A 14902-nucleotide genomic window follows, 5' to 3' on the forward strand; every position below is an offset into this window, starting at 1 on the left:
GCTTACTATGCAAGTAAGCTCTACGCGTATAAACGCAAAAACGCGTGGTTTTAGTTTGATCGAAATTTTAGTGGTATTAGTGATTATCGCTTTTGCCACAAAAATGGTGGTATACAGCTTAGAAGGCGGAGCTGAGGATGAGCTAGATACTCAGGCACTTAGGCTGCATACCACCATTAATATGGCGTCAGAATTTGCTATTTTAAATCAGGTAGAGCTTGGTTTTCACTTAGATGACAATGTGTTTGAGTTTTTAGTTTTTGATGGCGAAAAATGGATAACCTTCGATAGAGAAGACTTGTTTAAACCAACGGAGTTTGATGAGCGTTTTAAAGTAACACTTAATCTTGAAGATTTAGCTTGGGCACAAGATAACTTGCTTGAGCAAGCTAACTGGCGTGAGTTAATGAGTGGTGGTGACGAAGATAGTTTGCTGGAACTTAAAAAACTTAAAATTCCAGAAGTACTTATTTTATCATCAGGAGAGGTTAGTGCATTTCAGCTAATACTTGAATTAAAAGAGCAAAGTGAGCCTGTCTATTATATTGAAGGTGAATTTACAGCCCCAGTTAATTTACGTCGAGAACCAGAATAAATGCATAACCATAAAGGTTTCACCTTACTTGAAGTGCTCGTTGCATTGAGTATTTGTGCCATGGCAGGTATTGCCGCTATGCAAGCAACAGGCGAGCATATTCACCATCTATCGACGATTGAAGAGCAAACTTACGCTTCATGGGTTGCTGAGAATGTTTTAATAGAACAGCGCACTAAAGGTGAGCAGTGGCAAGGTAAAAATGGCGCACGAGGCAGTGAAGTAATGGCAGGGATAGAGTGGTTTTGGCAGCAAGAAGTAATTCCTACTGCAGATAAAAATTTTGTAAAACTGACCATTAATGTATTTAGCGATGAAAAGTATGAGCAATCTACTTATGAGCTTACAACCTATTTAAATAAAGGTAAGAAGTAAGTGAAGCAACGTGGATTTACATTACTCGAAGTTATGGTGGCATTGGGGATCTTAGCTTTTGTAATTATTGCTACGCACCAAATATTAGATACCACCACGAGAGCGAAAGATGCCTCAGATGAAAAAATAGCCGAGCTTAATGGACTACAAACTACATTTAGACTGATGGATCAAGATTTTAGCCAAATGACAAAGCGAGCGGTGCGTAATGAATCTGGTGATGTGCAAGAGCTGTATTTATTGGCCGGACGATATGTTCTTGATAGTCAATATGATGGGATTGCTTTTGTACGCGATGGTTGGATAAACCCGATTAATTTACTACCACGCTCTGAACTTCAAGCCGTTGGATATAGGGTTATAGATGATAACTTAGAGCGCGTGTACCGTGTTTATGTCGATCAGCTTGATAACATGGAGCCGCGAATACAAGTTATTCTAGAAGGGATTGAAGAATTAAAGTTTGAATTTTTAGATGATAAAAATGAATGGCAAGATAAATGGGAAATTAAAGCGTTGCCTAAAGCCGTTGCGGTTACTCTACAGCAAGTTGACGCAGAACCTATTCGTCGTGTGTTTTTAGTGCCGGGGCAAGGGAAAATAGTAGTACCACCAAGTACGAACTCTACTAATACAACCTCAAGCAGAACAAGCGGAGGGACTCCTTAATGGATAAGCACTCTTCGCGTGGAGCCGCTTTAGTCATTGTATTATTTATTGTTGCTTTAGCTGCAATTCTAGCTGTAGAAATGAGTGCAAATTTAATGGTGCAAGTCCAAAAAAGTACCAATTTACAAGGGCATCAGCAAGCTAAATGGTATGCCTATGGCGCAGAAGAACTTGCCATTAAAGCCCTTATTCAAAGTAAAAAAGATGATGCAGAAAAAACCACGTTAGAGCAAGTATGGGCAACACAAGGTGATGTGCCTTACCCTGTAGATAACGGTACGTTGAGTGGAAAAATCACTGATTTACAAGCATGCTTAAATTTGAATGCGTTAGCCGTAGAGCCCGATCCAAACAGCGCAGAAAAAACAAACCCAGCGCACAAAGCTTTGTTTGCTCTTCTTGAAAATATAGATGATTTACCAGCGAATGAATCAGAAGAGGCGATGGCCGATAGTGTATTTGATTGGCTTGATAGCGATAGCATAACCTATCGCTCTGGCGCTGAAGAAGACGAGTACTTATCACGTGAATTCCCATATATGACTGCAAATAGTTTATTCGCTTCTACATCAGAGTTGCGTTTAGTTAAAGGGTTTAATCCTTTAGTAATGGAAAAGGTATTACCTTATATATGTGTTATTCCTGGCAGCAAGCTGCTTTCTATTAACGTAAATACATTAGCACCAGAGCAAGCACTTATACTTAGCGCATTAATTGATGAGCTTAGTTTATCAGGAGCTGAAGCGGTTATTGCCGCGCGTCCGCAGGCGGGCTTTGATAGTAAAGATGAGTTTTTTGAAGTGGTTCAGCAACAAGGCGGAAAAAACGTCAAAGCTGTTGAAAACTTATTTGATATGAAGAGTAGTTATTTTAAATTACAAACGCAGGCAAATTTCGTTGACCTGCGTTTTTCGATGACCACCTTACTGTACGCCGAAAATGGCGACGTAACGATACTGGCGCGAAAATTTGGAGGCGTACAGTGACAGAGATACTGTTGATCCGCACGGGTCAAACTGAACAAGATAGCCTTAATTGGTTAATTTATTCACCGCAAGAACAAGAAATAATAGCAAGTGGTGAACTATTAAATGCGAGTCACTTAAGTGAGCTGAGCGAGAAAGCACAAAGTCGGGAAGTGATCGTATTGCTTCCTTGCGATCAGGTGCAACTGAAAACAGTCATTTTGCCAACAAAGTGGAATCGCAAATTAGAACAAGCTTTACCCTATATGCTTGAAGAAGATATAGCGTGTGATGTCGATGAGTTATTTATTGCTGTTGGTGAGTCAACAATGGTTGGCGAACAGCACGCAGTTCGAATTGCAATGACTGACAGAGAATGGTTTGAGCAATGGTTAGCACTATTTAACGAACATCACTTAGCGGTATATACAATTATTCCTGATGCCCTATTACTCCCTTTTGCTGATAACGATATAGTCACTGCAATAGAGCTTAATAATCAGTGGTTATTTAAGCAAGGCCAATGGCATATCAGTGCTGTAGAAACCAGTTGGTTAAACGGTTACTTATCAGCCATGGGTAATCCTGAAATCAAACATTTTAGCCCTGCTAATCACTTTCCTGAGAGTGTAAATTTGCAAGCACAAACGAGTGATTACGATTTACCGTTGGCATTATTTGCAAAGCAGCTTGGACAGGTTAAATTTAATCTTCGCCAAGGGACGTATCAGCTTAAAAAGAAAAGTACATTGTGGTGGGGATACTGGCAAAGTGCGGCAATTATTGCCGGCGTTGCTTTAGCGTCAACAATCGCAATAAAGGCGTTAGAGTTGCATCAATTAAATACCAAAGTTGATATAGCAAAAGCACAAGTTGTAGAACGCTATCAAAATGCATTTCCAGGTACTAAAGTACGCCCACAGCTAATTAAGAGCCAAATTAATGGTGCACTAAAAAAAGTACAAGGTACAAGTGATGCTGGGTTTTTAGATTTAACAGCTCAGTTAGTAGATGTTTTTTCGCAAGTGAGTGAATTTACCCCCGAAACGCTTCGCTACGATAAACGTCGTAATGAGTTACGCATTCGTGCCCGAGCTAAAGACTTTCAAACTTTTGGTAAAGTTAAAAGTATTCTTGAAAAGCAGGGCTTGACCGTAGAACAGGGATCACTAAACAATGATGGTGACTTTGTTGTAGGTGAAATAAAACTGCGAGGTGCAGTATGAAAAAGCAGTTAATACAATATTGGCGTTCGCTAAAAGAACAAGAGCAACAATTAGTTGTTGGTGCTGGTGGCGTGTTTATTATTTTTGTATTAGTAATGGGAATTTTTAGACCATTAAATAATGCAATTGAGCGAGCTGAAAAATCACAAATTAAGCAGCAAGAGTTATTAGTTTGGGTCGATGAAAGTATTGTTAAGCTTAAAGCCGCAGGTAATACGCGAATAGAAAGCAACCAAAACTTAAGCCAGATAGTTAACTCAACGCGTAGTCGTTATAATATCAGTATTAGTAAAATGCAGCCAAGTGATAGTTCATTACGTTTAACACTTGATTCCGTAGAGTTTAACCAGTTAATAGAATGGCTTGACGAATTGGTGAATCAGCATGGTTTACGTGTCGAAAATTTAGATTTAAGTCGTGATGATAAATCGGGCTACGTTCGTGTAAGTCGTTTGGTATTAGAGAATTAATTAATGAAAAAAATAATAACGTTATCGATTGTCTTTTTACTTAGTTTTATCGTGTTTTGTATTATGAAATTACCGGCAGCTATTGCGCTTGATATCGCAAAGCCGTATTTACCAAAACAATTAGAAATAGGGCAAACTGTAGGTACTGTCTGGCAAGGTCAAATGATGCAGGTCCGTTTTGATGACGAGCAGTTAAATAATGTCCGTTGGGATATTGCTGGCTGGCAGTTATTTATAGGTAAACTAAATACTAATGTAAAATTTGGCAATGCACGTGAGCGCAGTGATATTTCGGGTTATGCGGATGTAAGCTATGGGCTTTTTAATAAGGAAGTTATAGTGACTGATGGACTTGTTCGTTCGACAGTAGAGCGTGCAATGCAACGAGTGCGACTTCCTCTGCCTGTAACCGCTAAAGGGCGTGTAATTTTGGAAATTGATGAATACAGCACCGGTGCACCATATTGTGATTCATTAAAGGGTGAAATAGCGAGTCCTAATATTGACGTACAAGGCTTAAATGGGTGGTTTAATATTGGCCCTCTGGCTGGTAAATTAAGCTGTAAGTCGGGCGATATTGCTATATTAATTGATCCAGATAATACGTTAGGCCTTGAGGCTGATGCTACACTTAAAGCTAATTTTGACTTCAGAGTCGCGGGCTATGTTAAACCTGATGCCAGTCTTCCAAAAGATGTACATGATGCGGTTAAGTTTTTGGGTCGTCCAGATAATCAAGGTCGTTACCCGCTCAATTTTTAATATTTACTAATAAAGAGTTTTAATGCAATTACCTCAATTTACTGAGTTGCACGCGAAGCAGCTCAGCACATTTTTAGATACCCAGCCCCAAGCAATGACATTATTACAAAGCCAAGGTTATTTGTTTGGCGTAATTTGCTCTCCTGAACCACTTGATGTGCATGAATGGCTCGATACAATATTATCAAATAAAGCCAATGATTTAGACGAAGAGACATTGTTTTTGTTTATGGCGCTATATCATCAAATTAGCGAACAGGTGTTTGAAGCTGGTTATAAATTGCCTGCTAATTATGATATTTATTTTTGTAAAAGCTGGAGTGAAGGTTTTTTACAAGCAACCACAATGTACACTCAAAAACTGCTAGATGCCCCACAATTAGAAGTACAATATAAAGAAGCACTAGAGAGCGCTCAAGCTACACTGAGCTTTTTTGCACTCGATGAGCAAATTATTAGCCAAATTGCAGCACAAAATTTAATGGATGAACAGTTACTCTGTTTACAGCAATATGAGCTAATGGGCGATTTTGCTTTAGGTTTTGCTGAACTTGTTGAGATTGTAGCGCTTAATAGTGGCTTATATACAGACGAAGGCTGGGACGACTAGGTGTACTTTTAGTGCTCAGGTTATTTTTATTACGTGGGCCTATTGCAAGTAAATTCAACGTTAAATAGCGGCTTGGGATTGGTTTATTATCCAAAATTCAGATTAAGTACCCAATTCCAGAATAATGTCAGTACAACCTTGCTTACACCTTACTACTCCTTTACCAGCTTCGGTGGTCGCTAGGTTTAGCGTTAAAACACCACTGCACTTCTCGCACTTTAGTGTTTTTCCCTGCGCTAGTTTTTTAAGCATGTTGCGCTGTTTATGAAACGAGTCACTGGCTTTCTTATTTAATTTTGAAAAATCCATTACTTTGCTCACCTTTGTTCTAACGCTTCAGATATTATTTTACATACAGTATTTAAACGCTCATCGTAAAAATATAGGTTTAACTCACGCTCACGACAATAACGTAAATTAAACAACTGCACTGACTCGTCTGTTGTAAAGGTTTTCTCTACGTACTCTTTCCCTGAGTCAGACAGTCTTAATTGTGATTTTATACGGCTTTTAGTCATATTAGCTGCGGGGCTGCGATTGACTTTAGTTGTCTCGCTTAAAAAACTAATACCTTCACCTAGTAATTTCTCTCGAGGCTCTTTTATAAGTGGATGATCGATCGTAAAAAAAGCAAGGATCATTAACACCAGTATTATAAATTTTTTCATGAGCACGTAAACCTTGATCTGAATGAGGTTGAATTACCATGCAGTGTAATAAAATGCATTTTAAAAGCAAGTAACTGAGATGAATAAATTATTAGCGATCTATGCCAGTAATTTTAATCAATATTGGTATAATGCTTAATAGCAATCAGATGTTTCTGAAATATCTGAAAGTATTCAAATGATGATTTATCAAACTGATCATGCCTAGCAAGTAACTTGCTACACTTTACTGTATAGGGCATTTGAATATTGCTAAACTTTTATTTCCAAGCGGCGTTGAGGAACTTCGATGGACAAACAAATTAAAGTAAAGAACATTCCTGTGGAGGTAAAAATCCAAAAACCGGATTTAAGCCGTCAAGATGACAGGTTTAATCCCCGAAATCGTATTTATGTGCGAGCAGTGAAAGGTCTTCATCAATTATTAAGGCAGCGTATTGGTTTTTTAGGTTTGCTTGCATTTATGGCACTACCATGGATTAATTTTAACGACCAACAAGCTGTGCTGTTTGATTTAATCGGGCAAAAATATAATATTTTTGGTTTAACGTTGTGGCCACAAGATTTCACCATACTCGCGTTCATTTTTATGTTGGCAGCATTTGCGCTGTTTTTAGTGACCACCTTCTATGGGCGAGTGTGGTGTGGCTACACATGTCCACAAACTGTTTGGACCTTTATTTTTATTTGGTTCGAAGAGAAGTTTGAAGGTACTGCTAATCAACGTAAAAAACTCGATCAACGGCCCATGAATTTTGATAAGTTTTGGCGTAAAACGGCAAAACATACTAGTTGGGTATTATTTTCGTTATATACCGCTATTTCCTTTGTCGGTTACTTTACGCCGATAAGAGAGTTACTTCCTGATTTTGTAACGTTTAACGTAGGCGGTTATGCATTAGTAAGCATTATATTCTTTGCTGTGTGTACCTATGGCAATGCCGGTTGGATGCGAGAAATTATGTGTTTACACATTTGTCCTTACTCACGTTTTCAATCAGCTATGTTTGATAAAGACACATACACAGTAACGTACGATGAAAGCCGAGGTGAAAGCCGTGGTCCTCGTTCACGTAAAGTAGATCATGAAGATTTAGAACTAGGCGACTGTATAGACTGTAATTTATGTGTTCAAGTATGCCCAACGGGTATTGATATTAGAAATGGGCTACAAGCTGAGTGTATAAACTGTGGCGCGTGTATTGATGCGTGTGATGGCGTAATGGATAAAATGGAATATCCGCGTGGGCTTATTTCATATACGACAGAGCGAAACCTCGAAACACCTGAAAATAAAACTAATCCACTACGCGCTAAAATCATTGGTTACACAGTTATACTTGTTGTGCTTACGGGGGCGCTTGTAGCTAATATAGCACTGCGTAAAACAATGGACTTTGATATTATTCGTGACCGAAACCAATTATATCGTGTCGATTTTGATGGTTTAGTAGAGAACACCTATACATTAAAGGTAATTAATAAAGCGCAGTATGAGCAAACCTTTAATATTAAAGTACAAGGGTTAGATAACTTTAAGTATATTGGTAAGCAGTCATTTACTGTGCAGGCAGGGGAATCTCATAACGTGCCATTGTCACTTGTAATGGACCCTTATGATTTGAAGGCGCCGATGACTGAGTTTAACTTTGTGCTTTCACCGGTAGATGAGCCGGATGAGACAATATCGCAGTCGAGTAACTTTTTTAAAGCACGATAATCGCAACTTACCTTAATTAGGTAAGTTGATATAGTAATTAACAAAAGCGGGTATATAACCCGCTTTTATTTTATATAAGAAGAGTATGAGTAAATTTAGTTTTATTGACTTAACACCTGACCTAATACTCGATGCAATAGAAAGCGTAGGTGTGTACGCCGAATCTGGTTTATTGGCGCTCAATAGCTATGAAAACAGAGTGTACCAATTTAAAGCCGATGATGGCCTGCGTTACGTAGTGAAGTTTTATCGCCCAGAGCGATGGAGTAAAGAGCAAATTCAAGAAGAGCATGACTTTGCATTTGAACTAGCAGAAGCGGAAGTACCCGTTGTTGCCCCTATTTTATATAATGGGCAAAGCTTGTTTGAACACGAAGGGTATTTGTTTGTGTTGTTTCCAAGTGTAGGCGGGCGTTTATTTGAGGTTGATAATTTAGATCAGCTTGATGTAATGGGGCGATTAATTGGCCGTATGCACCAAGTAGCTAAAACAAAACCTTTTACTTACAGGCCAACAGTTACCTGTGATGAGTATTTGCATACAGCCAAAGTTCATCTTCAAAAAAGTAACTTAGTGCCCATGGGAATAAATACTGCCTTTTATACTATTTTAGATTTAGTGATAGAGCAGGCGCAAAAACAGTATAAAGATGTGCAAAGTATTCGCTTACATGGTGACTGCCACGTTGGTAATATTTTGTGGGCTGGTGATGCGCTAATGTTTGTTGATTTAGATGACAGCCGCCAAGGTCCTGCAATCCAAGATTTATGGATGATGCTCAGTGGCGATAGAGCGACGCAACTGTTACAGTTAGACACCCTTGTAAATGCGTATGAAGAGTTTTGTGATTTTGATCACTCTCAACTCAAATTAATTGAACCGCTGCGAGCAATGCGTATTATCCATTATATGGGATGGGTAGCTAAACGATGGAGCGATCCTGCCTTTGTGCGGAACTTTACATGGTTTGCTGATGACAAATACTGGGAGCAACAAATTTTAGCACTGAAGGAGCAACTTGCAGCACTGCAAGAAGCGCCGTTAAAGTTATTGCCGTAATATTTTATTTAAAGACAAGTACAACGAGATACAAATGCTTAAAAAATTAAAACTAGGCCTACTACTTCTTTGTTTACCATTTGCGGCATTTGCTGCACAATTTGAAGCTGATAATCAATATACAATTATTAATGCAGAGAAAAGTAAAACACCACAAGTGACGGAATTTTTTCATATTATTGCCCGCATTGCTTTAAGTTTGAACCTGTTGCTCAGGCAATAGAAAAAAGCTTACCAACAGGTGCAACGTTTATTAAAAATCATGTTAACTTTTTAGGTGGTGTTTCACCACAGGCGCAAACCAATCTGAGCTTTGCTTATCTGATCGCCAAAAAACATGGGCAAGAAGATGCTATCACAGAGCAAATATTTAAAAGTATTCATGTTCAACGTGCACCATTGACTGAGATGAAAGATTTGAAAAAACTTTTAGAAGTAAATGGCATTGATAGCGAAACGTTTGATAAAGATATGGCAAGCATGCCTATTATTTCAGCTGAGCGTGCATTACAAGATAATCAAAACAAATATTCAAAATTAGGCGCACTTACAGGTGTACCTACTTTTATTGTTAACGATAAATATAAAATTAATATTAATACAATTAAAAGCCAACAACAGTTTGATGAACTAGTTGCGTTTTTATTAGCCTTATAATTTCGGAGCATAATAATGATTAAATTAGTTAAAGCAGGTTTGCTTGCAGTATTACTTCCTATGGCGGCAGCAAGCTTTGCAGCAACGTATGAAGAAGGCGTGCATTACGACGTTGTTTCTGAGCGTGCAACTAAAAAGCCAGAAGTTAAAGAGTTTTTCTCATTTTACTGCCCTGCATGTAATAACATGGAGGCACTAATTGTTGAGTTTAAGCCTAAGCTTGATAAAAATGTTAAATTTAAAAAGAGTCATGTTGATTTTGTGGGTGTACGTGACCCAGAAAACCAACAGATGATGAGCCAAGCACTTGCGACAGCTGAAGTACTCCCACAAAAAGATCAGATTATTTCTGCAATCTTTAATCATATCCATACAAAGCGCGCTAAATTTAATGAGCTTGCAGATGTAAAAGATATATTTGTAGCGCAGGGCGTTGATGGTGATAAGTTTGATAAGCTGTTTAAAAGCTTCTCGGTACGTACGCTGAGCTCTAAAATGAAACGCGATCAAGACTACTTTAAAGAAAAAGGCGCACTACGTGGCGTACCTACCTTTATTGTAAATGGTAAGTACAAATTAAACCTGGGTCGTGAGTCGGGTATTACTGAACCAGAAGATATTGGAAAATTAATTAATTACCTAGCTAATAAATAAATTTAGCCAAAATAAAAAAAGCTCCTTAAAGAGCTTTTTTTATTTATAAGGATATAGCGATGGAAAAAATATTAGTATCGAGTTGTTTGCTAGGGCAACCTGTTCGCTACGATGGTAGAGGACACGCAATTTTGCATCCACAGCTTAATTTGTGGCAAAAACAAAATAGATTAATTGTGTTTTGTCCTGAGGTCGCTGGTGGGCTTCCTACTCCTAGATCTCCTGCTGAAATAATACAGGGGAGTGTAGTTACTAATTTAGGAGAAGATGTAACAGAGCAGTTTCAAACTGGGGCTAATATAGCGCTAGAACTCTGTAAAAAGAATCAAGTGCGTTTTGCTCTACTTAAAGAATCGAGTCCTTCTTGCGGACGAAATACAATATATGATGGAAAGCATCGCGGAGTAAAAATCGAAGGTCTAGGTTTAACTACAGCATTATTAATGAAAAATGGTATTCAAGTATTTAGTGAGGAGCAAATACCAGCACTTATAAAAGTACTGGCACTTTAATTTTGGCTGGTTATTTGCGTTGTAAGAAAACGCCCGACTCAATGTGATGTGTATATGGGAACTGATCAAATATAGCAAAGTGCTTAACGTTGTGCGTACGTGTTAAGTGATCAAGATCACGCTCAAGGGTTTCAGGGTTACACGATATATAAATTATGCTTTCGTAGTTAGCCACTAAGTCACACGTTAATTCATCCATGCCCGCGCGCGGTGGATCAACTAATATGGTTTGGCAGTCATAGCTTTTAAGATCAATACCATCTAAACGAGAGAAAGTACGCTCGCCATTCATTGCTTGAGTAAACTCTTCACTCGACATACGAATAATATCTAAGTTCTCTACGTTATTTTTAGTAATATTGTATTGAGCAGAATGAACAGATGATTTTGATATTTCTGTTGCTAATACTTTATTAAAACAGCCCGCTAACGCAATTGAAAAGTTACCGTTACCGCAATACAGCTCTAATAAATCATTTTTAAGTGGTTTACATAAATCTTGCGCCCACTCCAGCATATTAATATTTACTTTTGCATTAGGCTGAGTAAAGCTATTTTCTACTTGTTGATATATAAGCTCTTGACCATTAACGGTTAAACGTTCAGTTACAAAGTCATCACCTAGTACTTCTTTTTGTTTGCGAGCACGGCCTATAAAGTCAATTTTGTATTTACTGCTAAGCTTTTCTTTAAGTGCTTTAATTTCACTTAACCATTCATCATCCAGTGGTTTGTGATAAAGCAAGCTTACTAAAATTTCACCGCTTAGCGTTGATAGGTAATCGATTTGAAATAACTTACGGCGTAATATTTCACAAGGCTTGAGGCTTTCAATCATCACTTGCATTATTTCACCTACTAAAGGCGCTGCTGGATCAAATGTATCAACACGGATTTTTTCTTTTGTTTGTTGATCAAACATAATGTGAAACAGATCGTCACCGTCGTGCCATACTCTAAATTCAGCACGTTGGCGGTAGTTAGTTGGCTCTGAGCTAAATACTTCTAGTTGCTCCACACCAAAACGTTGAAACTGCGCACTAATACGCTGCTCTTTTTCACTTAACTGCGCTTGGTACTGTGTGGTATCTATTTTAATAACTGCCATTAACGCTACTACCTTATCTAAGATCTGTTTATCGGCGCTATTGTAGGGAGCGCTGCGTATTTGTCTAGTTTTGACTAGCATTTATGCTGTTTTATTGCACATTGCACTTTAGTTTTTATTGTTATAGCCGATAATAAATTATGCACGCTTAGGAGATGTAACATGAAAATAGGTAACTATGGCTTCACGCCAAACAACAACATTAATAAATTCAATAATAAAGCAGATATACAGCAACCTACTATTCAATCTCCCCAAGATAGTTACCAGCAACGTGGCAAAGAATTAGCTGCAAAAGTGCTTGGCGATAAAATGGCTGAGCAGCTTGGATTGCCTATCGCAGAAAAAAGCAGACAAACCACTATTTGATTTTGATGAAATCGTAAAAAACGTACTCGATTTTGTCAGCGGCGCTGTAAATAAAGCAAAAGCTAATGGCGCTAATGATGAAAAGCTTAAAGACATGTTAGGCGATGCGCGCAAAGGAGTTCAAATAGGGATTGACGACGCTGTTGATGAACTCAAAGGAACAGGTGTATTTAATGACGAAATGGAAGAGGGCATCAATAAGTCCAAAGAGGGAATTTACAATGGGTTTGATAAATTTGAAGAGTCGCTATTTAATCCACAACCTGCCAGCGTAAATATAAGTCAGGCTCAATATGTCAGTATGACTAGCAATGCAGAGTATAAATTCACTACCGCAGAAGGCGATGAGATAAGTATTAGCTTTGCGGATGCATTTGAATCTCAATCGGCGAGTGGCTATCAGAGAAACAGTGATAGTGAATCGTTTGCAAGCTCATCATCGCAATCTCGACAGGTATTATTTTCGATGTCGGTTAATGGTGACTTAAATGAGCAAGAGCAAGAAGCGATTAATGCGATGATGGAAGACTTACAAGATTTAAGTAAAACCTTTTTTGGTGGTGATTTAGATGAAGCATTTGAACAAGCACAAGAGCTGAGTTTAGACAGCGATCAGCTGGTGGCTTTTTCTATGGATTTACGCCAAACAAAAACAATAGCCACAGTTAAAAGTTATGAAGAATATAAACCAGCACCAGAAAAACAAGTAGCAGAGGGTTTAGCCCCTTTTAATGACGACCTTAAAAGTGCTTTTGAAAAAGCGGGTGAACTTGGATTACAAAATCAACTAGCTGGCATTCTACAATGGTTAAATCAAGATCAGGAACAAATAGATAAGTTAGTAGATTACACAAAGTCTATGTTCGAAAACCTTAATCAATTAAATTCAGCGGCCGATGATCTTGCCGATTTAGAAACCACACAAAGCTAAACTACTTTCTTTTATAAATACCTCATGGCAAACTGCCGTTCTTAAAGTAAAGTGGGAACGGTAGTTTGTCAGCGCATATAATGGTCTTTGATTCAGGTATTGGTGGAACTACTGTACTTGAACATATAAAGCAAAGTATCCCCAATGCTCAGTACAGCTATTTTATGGATAATGCATTCCTACCTTATGGTGCTCAATCCCAACAAACAATAATCAACCGATTGTGCTCACTTATTCATTTCATCAAAGCCAACACGCTTGACGTTGATTTAATAGTAATAGCGTGTAATACGGCTTCTACATCTGCACTTAGTGCTGTTCGCCAAGTGACAGATATTCCTATAGTAGGTGTTGTGCCAGCAATAAAGCCTGCCGCAGAATTAACACGCTCAAATCATATTGGCTTATTAGCCACACCAGCCACGGTCGCCAGTTCATACACTAAAACATTAATTGCTGAACATGCACGTAATGTAATCGTTAATCTATATAGCAGTGTGGAGTTAGTCACATTAGCTGAGCAACACTTTTTTACAGACTATTTAGATACAAACAAGTTGCACCAAGTGCTTGATGGCCTAAATATAGATAAAGCTATAGATGTACTTGTACTAGGGTGTACGCACTTTCCGATATTAGTAGAGCCGATTAGTCAGTATTTTGAAGGGAATGTAAAATTACTTGATTCAGGTGTAGCGATAGCAAACAGAGTCAACTACCTACTTAACCAACTTAACCTATGTGTGAATAAGCGAACAGACATAAAAAAGCCGCTGCAATATTATGCAACGGCTGATGTGTTTAGCAATAAGCTAGCGGTAAAGCTAGTTACACTGACTGATCCGTCTCAGTACGTAGAGCATTAGAATCGTCTTCTTGTTTTTGTTTTGCTTCACGTACTTTTAAAGTACGTTGTTGGAACTCGCTATCGTTCAAGTTAGCAATTGCATTGTCTGCATCAGCTTGTGCCATTTCAACAAAACCAAAACCACGACGCTTGCCAGTATTTTTATCCTTTAATAAACGAACATTGAATACTTTGCCTTGTTCTTCAAATAATGCACGAACAACACCTTCATTTGCGCGGTAAGGAAGGTTACCAACATAGAGAGTCTTTGTTTTTACTTCGGCTTCTTCAGTTACATCAGACGACATTGCTGCAATAACAAGTGCGCCTACTAACAAACCAACACCAAATAGAAGCGCAGGGTCTAGTGCCAGGCTTGCTAAAGCAAACTTAACAACAACAAAACCAACTACAGCAAGAATAACAGAGAAGATAAAAGCTTTTTGATCGGGTAATTTCATTTTAGATCTACCAATAAACAGGAAATAAACATTAATTTAACATTGTGAACTTGCTATCTTAACGTCTTAATTGAACATAGCAATGATATTTGTATTAAATAATAAAGAAGAGCACAAAAAAACATCGTTTTACTAAGGTTTTAATATGATTTCACTCGGTTCTGTTCTATTTTTGTTCGAACAGTAAAAAGATCTAAAAAAAGGGTTGATCTGTTTTCGGATCTCCCTATAATGCGACCCCAC

At 38.1% G+C, this 14902-nt stretch carries 17 protein-coding genes and 2 pseudogenes; 15 read left to right on the plus strand and 4 right to left on the minus strand.

Features of this window, described 5'->3' with window-relative positions; translation table 11 throughout:
• The first annotated feature begins 7 nt into the window (after nucleotides 1-7).
• From P4S65_RS05775 to P4S65_RS05810, 8 genes are read left to right on the plus strand one after another with little or no spacing between them, the layout of a single operon-like run.
• Entirely contained in the window at nucleotides 8-595 is a 588-nt protein-coding gene (locus P4S65_RS05775; protein WP_007378575.1) for a prepilin-type N-terminal cleavage/methylation domain-containing protein, read from the plus strand.
• Nucleotides 596-970, plus strand: a complete 375-nt coding sequence (gene gspI / locus P4S65_RS05780) for a type II secretion system minor pseudopilin GspI (RefSeq protein ID WP_007378574.1) — start codon at nucleotides 596-598, stop codon at nucleotides 968-970.
• A complete protein-coding gene (gspJ, locus tag P4S65_RS05785; protein WP_337119737.1) occupies nucleotides 971-1639 on the plus strand; it encodes a type II secretion system minor pseudopilin GspJ in 669 nt (222 codons plus the stop codon).
• Nucleotides 1639-2625 (plus strand): type II secretion system minor pseudopilin GspK, encoded by a 987-nt coding sequence (gspK, locus tag P4S65_RS05790; RefSeq protein WP_007378572.1) that lies wholly within the window; start codon nucleotides 1639-1641, stop codon nucleotides 2623-2625. The genes gspJ and gspK overlap by 1 nt, the downstream gene beginning before the upstream one ends.
• On the plus strand, nucleotides 2622-3830 hold the full coding sequence (gene gspL / locus P4S65_RS05795) for a type II secretion system protein GspL (RefSeq protein ID WP_007378571.1): 1209 nt from the start codon (nucleotides 2622-2624) through the stop codon (nucleotides 3828-3830). The genes gspK and gspL overlap by 4 nt, the downstream gene beginning before the upstream one ends.
• Complete coding sequence (gene gspM / locus P4S65_RS05800; RefSeq protein ID WP_007378570.1) at nucleotides 3827-4300, plus strand: type II secretion system protein GspM; 474 nt, start codon at nucleotides 3827-3829, stop codon at nucleotides 4298-4300. The genes gspL and gspM overlap by 4 nt, the downstream gene beginning before the upstream one ends.
• Before the next feature lie 3 nt (nucleotides 4301-4303).
• The gene (locus P4S65_RS05805) at nucleotides 4304-5062 is read left to right on the plus strand and encodes a type II secretion system protein N (protein WP_007378569.1); all 759 of its coding nucleotides are present in this window, start codon (nucleotides 4304-4306) and stop codon (nucleotides 5060-5062) included.
• Between the two features lie 22 nt (nucleotides 5063-5084).
• Nucleotides 5085-5672, plus strand: a complete 588-nt coding sequence (locus P4S65_RS05810; RefSeq protein ID WP_007378568.1) for a UPF0149 family protein — start codon at nucleotides 5085-5087, stop codon at nucleotides 5670-5672.
• A 102-nt stretch (nucleotides 5673-5774) separates the two neighbouring features.
• On the opposite strand, the gene P4S65_RS05815 is transcribed toward P4S65_RS05810, so the two are convergent.
• Both P4S65_RS05815 and P4S65_RS05820 read right to left on the minus strand, forming a co-directional pair.
• Nucleotides 5775-5981: a hypothetical protein gene (locus tag P4S65_RS05815; protein WP_007378567.1), complete on the minus strand. Its 207-nt coding sequence runs from the start codon at nucleotides 5979-5981 to the stop codon at nucleotides 5775-5777.
• An 8-nt stretch (nucleotides 5982-5989) separates the two neighbouring features.
• Nucleotides 5990-6340, minus strand: a complete 351-nt coding sequence (locus P4S65_RS05820; RefSeq protein WP_096792302.1) for a hypothetical protein — start codon at nucleotides 6338-6340, stop codon at nucleotides 5990-5992.
• A 289-nt stretch (nucleotides 6341-6629) separates the two neighbouring features.
• Here P4S65_RS05820 and ccoG point away from each other — a divergent pair, with 289 nt between their 5' ends.
• From ccoG to P4S65_RS05845, 5 genes and pseudogenes are all read left to right on the plus strand, one after another.
• Nucleotides 6630-8060: a cytochrome c oxidase accessory protein CcoG gene (gene ccoG / locus P4S65_RS05825; RefSeq protein ID WP_337119738.1), complete on the plus strand. Its 1431-nt coding sequence runs from the start codon at nucleotides 6630-6632 to the stop codon at nucleotides 8058-8060.
• Nucleotides 8061-8145: 85 nt separating this feature from the next.
• Nucleotides 8146-9120 carry a serine/threonine protein kinase gene (locus tag P4S65_RS05830; RefSeq protein WP_008137601.1) on the plus strand — a complete coding sequence of 325 codons (975 nt, stop codon included), beginning with the start codon at nucleotides 8146-8148 and terminating at the stop codon, nucleotides 9118-9120.
• A gap of 34 nt (nucleotides 9121-9154) precedes the next feature.
• A pseudogene (locus tag P4S65_RS05835) lies at nucleotides 9155-9777 on the plus strand (thiol:disulfide interchange protein DsbA/DsbL).
• A 15-nt stretch (nucleotides 9778-9792) separates the two neighbouring features.
• A complete protein-coding gene (locus P4S65_RS05840; protein ID WP_337119739.1) occupies nucleotides 9793-10431 on the plus strand; it encodes a thiol:disulfide interchange protein DsbA/DsbL in 639 nt (212 codons plus the stop codon).
• Between the two features lie 59 nt (nucleotides 10432-10490).
• Nucleotides 10491-10943 carry a DUF523 domain-containing protein gene (locus P4S65_RS05845; protein ID WP_337119740.1) on the plus strand — a complete coding sequence of 151 codons (453 nt, stop codon included), beginning with the start codon at nucleotides 10491-10493 and terminating at the stop codon, nucleotides 10941-10943.
• A gap of 10 nt (nucleotides 10944-10953) precedes the next feature.
• Here P4S65_RS05845 and trmA read toward each other — a convergent pair whose 3' ends face one another.
• Nucleotides 10954-12051 carry a tRNA (uridine(54)-C5)-methyltransferase TrmA gene (gene trmA / locus P4S65_RS05850; protein WP_337119741.1) on the minus strand — a complete coding sequence of 366 codons (1098 nt, stop codon included), beginning with the start codon at nucleotides 12049-12051 and terminating at the stop codon, nucleotides 10954-10956.
• Between the two features lie 162 nt (nucleotides 12052-12213).
• Between trmA and P4S65_RS05855 the strand changes: the two are divergent.
• Nucleotides 12214-13351 (plus strand): annotated as a pseudogene (locus P4S65_RS05855) (DUF5610 domain-containing protein).
• 65 nt (nucleotides 13352-13416) lie between these two features.
• Nucleotides 13417-14217 carry a glutamate racemase gene (murI, locus tag P4S65_RS05860; RefSeq protein WP_096792307.1) on the plus strand — a complete coding sequence of 267 codons (801 nt, stop codon included), beginning with the start codon at nucleotides 13417-13419 and terminating at the stop codon, nucleotides 14215-14217.
• On the opposite strand, the gene P4S65_RS05865 is transcribed toward murI, so the two are convergent.
• The gene (locus P4S65_RS05865; RefSeq protein ID WP_007378558.1) at nucleotides 14180-14659 is read right to left on the minus strand and encodes an RNA recognition motif domain-containing protein; all 480 of its coding nucleotides are present in this window, start codon (nucleotides 14657-14659) and stop codon (nucleotides 14180-14182) included. The two genes, murI and P4S65_RS05865, sit on opposite strands and share 38 nt — an antisense overlap.
• Between the last annotated feature and the right edge of the window lie 243 nt (nucleotides 14660-14902).

This window comes from Pseudoalteromonas sp. B131b (assembly GCF_037162545.1).
In the GTDB taxonomy this organism is placed as follows: Bacteria; Pseudomonadota; Gammaproteobacteria; order Enterobacterales; family Alteromonadaceae; genus Pseudoalteromonas; species Pseudoalteromonas fuliginea.